The sequence below is a fragment of the Synechococcus sp. WC101 genome (genome assembly GCF_047461555.1).
GTDB lineage: Bacteria > Cyanobacteriota > Cyanobacteriia > Thermostichales > Thermostichaceae > Thermostichus.
Genome location: NZ_JANSHG010000257.1, coordinates 1 through 2223 on the forward strand (window position 1 = coordinate 1; position 2223 = coordinate 2223).

General features: G+C 55.5%; 3 protein-coding genes. All 3 read right to left on the reverse strand.

The features are described 5' to 3' along the window. The coding region (locus NW809_RS12145) for a fasciclin domain-containing protein (protein ID WP_414402257.1) at window positions 1-169 on the reverse strand (169 nt) is incomplete at its 3' end. Between the two features lie 125 nt (window positions 170-294). Then, window positions 295-1605: a CO2 hydration protein gene (locus NW809_RS12150; protein ID WP_414402255.1), complete on the reverse strand. Its 1311-nt coding sequence runs from the start codon at window positions 1603-1605 to the stop codon at window positions 295-297. A gap of 45 nt (window positions 1606-1650) precedes the next feature. Further along, window positions 1651-2223, reverse strand: a 573-nt coding sequence (locus NW809_RS12155; RefSeq protein WP_414402256.1) for a proton-conducting transporter membrane subunit, incomplete at its 5' end; no start/stop codon positions are given.

The window sequence follows — 2223 nt, forward strand, 5'->3', positions numbered from 1 at the left end:
GGGTGGTGATGGTGCCGGGGGGCAACTTGGCAAAAGCCGCATCGGTGGGCGCAAAAACAGTGAAAGGGCCAGGGCCTTTCAAAGTATCCACCAAGTTTGCCGCCTTCACGGCTGTAACCAAGGTGGAAAAACCCTCAGCAGAAACTGCAATATCGACAATATCAGGCATGGCCAAAATCCTTATTTTGCTAGCAGTTGGGATGACAGGAAAGTCAAAGTGGTGGGCAGTTTCAGAGCTACCTGGCCTGAATACAACTGAAAATGGGCAGAGTCAATGCCTAGACTTGAAGTCGGCTAGCGATAGTTCTGATCCTGAATGTAGGCCAGGCGAGCTGCTTCTCGAATCCCGTATTCCGGCCGGGTGAAGCGATTGAGTTGCCCCTCAAAGTAACGGCGGTTCATCATCAAATGTCGCGGATTGGGATCGTCCAAAGGATAGAGAAAAGCTGCTCTACCTGCCTGGATCACGGCTGAGGTGACGTTGTACATGGAGCGCTGAAAGCTGATCCCAATCTGGATCAGCATGTCATCTTCGCCGCGGCAATGCTTGCGGTAGTACTCCACCAAATACTGGGGCAAAAAGTGGTACATATCCTGGTGCAAAAGCGTCGGCGGGATCCCGGCACTGGCCACGGGAAACTTGTCGGCGTAGAGAACCCCGTAGTGGAAGTCCAACTGGTTAACGGGCACTTGGTTGGCCTGGGCGTTATAGGACTTGGTGCCGCGGAAGGGAGAAGAGCGATAAAACACCGCCTCTACGTAGGGGAAAGCCGCCTCGTATAGCCAGGTAAATCCCTTGGATTTGGGCACAATATCGTACCATTCTCCGCGGATGCGCACCCGGTGATAAATGGGCCGTCCGGCAATGGCGAAGATCCCGTTAACCAAAAAGTTCATCGCCTCCGGCACGCTGGTGATTTTGCCCTCGTCGTAGAGATCGCTCATCTCAAAAAAGACGGGGGCCATCACCTCCCAAAACAGGCCCAGCACCGAATACATGGTGGCCTGGCGGCAGAGTTCCAGAAACATGTCTGGAAAGAGCTTGTACAGGCCGGTCAAAAGGGGGTTGCCCTGGCAGTAGGCGCGGATGGCGCGGTCGGCATTTTGCTTGTATTCTTCCGAATCCATATAGGGATCCAGCAGGCCTCCCATATCCCGGTGCCAGAGCATGGCCCGCATACATTCTTCGGCAAATTCCATGTTGATGCGGTCATGCCAAAGGTGATGCAAAATCCGCGGCAGCTTGCGCTTGAGCTCCCCTTTTTCCATGAACTCCAGCAGTTCCGGGTGGGCCGTAGCGGGGCCGCGCCAAATGCGCAAATCGGCATTATCCCCCGCGTAGTGGTTGGCCAGCTTCAAATATTCTTCGGGAATGATGAACTTAAAAAAGGGCAAGGGATCCACAAACACCTGCTCGGCAATGTAGAGCAGATCGCGCCAGTAAAAGTCCATCGGCACCGCATAGGCTTTGTAGAGGCCGATAATTTGCATCAGGTTTTCCGGCGTATCCGGCAGCATCGATCCCCCTGCCTCGAAGCGATGCACCACCTCGGCAAAGGGATGGGTGGAAGGGGGGAGCTTGGGCGTAACCAGGGTCGTCGTCATGGAAAAAGTCTCCAACTCTTCACTGCCTTCGGCTAGGGGAGAAAGTCATGAGCTTGCGTTGTCCATCAGGGATCCCTGCAGCAAACTGGAGGGAGAAGAATGTTCGGCTTCCGCGATGACAAGCGTCTGGGCTTGAGCCACCTGGGTGGATAGAGTAAAGGCCAAGGTTTGGGGCCATTTCACCAGGTTCATGGGCTGGATCCCAAACCAGACGATCAAGGCAGTTAAAAGAAAGCCCGGGATCCGCTCCCAACCTTGCACCCGGGGGTAGTAGGCGGTGCGGTTGTCCAATTTGCCGAAGCAGGTGCGGTTGAGCAAAATCACAAAATACACCGCCGTCAAGCCGGTGCCGCAGATGCTGAGCAACGTGGGCAACGGAAAATCTTGGTAGCTGCCCTGGAAGATCAAAAACTCGGCCACAAAGCCCACCAAGCCTGGGATCCCGGCACTGGCCATGCCGCCTAAAATCAGCAGGGCACTCACCGTGGGCAGGCCGCGCAGGGGATTGAGCAGGCCGTTGAGCACGTTGAGATCCCGCGTTCCTACCTTGCGCTCCACCAGGCCCACCAGATCAAACAGCAGCGCCAAAATCAGGCCGTGGGAGACCATCTGCACCAT

Bases quoted from the DNA above. Each gene is read 5' to 3' on its own strand.
- NW809_RS12150 (WP_414402255.1), bottom strand. From the start codon at position 1,605: ATGACGACGACCCTGGTTACGCCCAAGCTCCCCCCTTCCACCCATCCC.